This is a genomic window from Streptomyces angustmyceticus (assembly GCF_040701845.1).
In the GTDB taxonomy this organism is placed as follows: domain Bacteria; phylum Actinomycetota; class Actinomycetes; order Streptomycetales; family Streptomycetaceae; genus Streptomyces; species Streptomyces angustmyceticus_A.
The window spans coordinates 1-1,416 of the sequence record NZ_JBFBHQ010000051.1 but is presented as its reverse complement, the minus strand read 5'-3'; the positions used below and the strand labels follow the sequence as shown (position 1 = coordinate 1,416).

The 1,416-nt window shown below is 55.5% G+C and carries 1 rRNA gene (only partly in view); it reads left to right on the top strand.

What is annotated here, in order from left to right:
• Window positions 1–1,395 (top strand): 23S ribosomal RNA (locus AB0411_RS37590); it begins 1,793 nt to the left of the window's first position.
• Window positions 1,396–1,416: the final 21 nt, after the last annotated feature.

Genomic DNA, 1,416 nt, shown 5'->3' with positions numbered 1-1,416 from the left:
GCCTGAGACCTGATGCCGAGCCGATTGTGGTGAAGTGGATGATCCTATGCTGTCGAGAAAAGCCTCTAGCGAGTTTCATGGCGGCCCGTACCCTAAACCGACTCAGGTGGTCAGGTAGAGAATACCGAGGCGTTCGGGTGAACTATGGTTAAGGAACTCGGCAAAATGCCCCCGTAACTTCGGGAGAAGGGGGGCCATTGCTGGTGATGGAATTTTCTTCCTGAGCTGGTGGTGGCCGCAGAGACCAGCGAGAAGCGACTGTTTACTAAAAACACAGGTCCGTGCGAAGCCGTAAGGCGATGTATACGGACTGACGCCTGCCCGGTGCTGGAACGTTAAGGGGACCGGTTAGTCACATTTCGGTGTGGCGAAGCTGAGAACTTAAGCGCCAGTAAACGGCGGTGGTAACTATAACCATCCTAAGGTAGCGAAATTCCTTGTCGGGTAAGTTCCGACCTGCACGAATGGCGTAACGACTTCTCGACTGTCTCAACCATAGGCCCGGTGAAATTGCATTACGAGTAAAGATGCTCGTTTCGCGCAGCAGGACGGAAAGACCCCGGGACCTTTACTATAGCTTGATATTGGTGTTCGGTTCGGCTTGTGTAGGATAGGTGGGAGACTTTGAAGCAGCCACGCCAGTGGTTGTGGAGTCATTGTTGAAATACCACTCTGGTCGTGCTGGATGTCTAACCTGGGTCCGTGATCCGGATCAGGGACAGTGTCTGGTGGGTAGTTTAACTGGGGCGGTTGCCTCCTAAAGGGTAACGGAGGCGCCCAAAGGTTCCCTCAGCCTGGTTGGCAATCAGGTGTTGAGTGTAAGTGCACAAGGGAGCTTGACTGTGAGACTGACGGGTCGAGCAGGTACGAAAGTAGGGACTAGTGATCCGGCGGTGGCTTGTGGAAGCGCCGTCGCTCAACGGATAAAAGGTACCCCGGGGATAACAGGCTGATCTTCCCCAAGAGTCCATATCGACGGGATGGTTTGGCACCTCGATGTCGGCTCGTCGCATCCTGGGGCTGGAGTCGGTCCCAAGGGTTGGGCTGTTCGCCCATTAAAGCGGTACGCGAGCTGGGTTTAGAACGTCGTGAGACAGTTCGGTCCCTATCCGCTGTGCGCGTAGGAGTCTTGAGAAGGGCTGTCCCTAGTACGAGAGGACCGGGACGGACGAACCTCTGGTGTGCCAGTTGTCCTGCCAAGGGCATGGCTGGTTGGCTACGTTCGGAAAGGATAACCGCTGAAAGCATCTAAGCGGGAAGCCTGCTTCGAGATGAGGACTCCCACCCCCTTTGAGGGGTTAAGGCTCCCAGTAGACGACTGGGTTGATAGGCCAGATATGGAAGCCCGGTAACGGGTGGAGTTGACTGGTACTAATAGGCCGAGGGCTTGTCCTCAGTTGCTCGCGTCCACTGTGT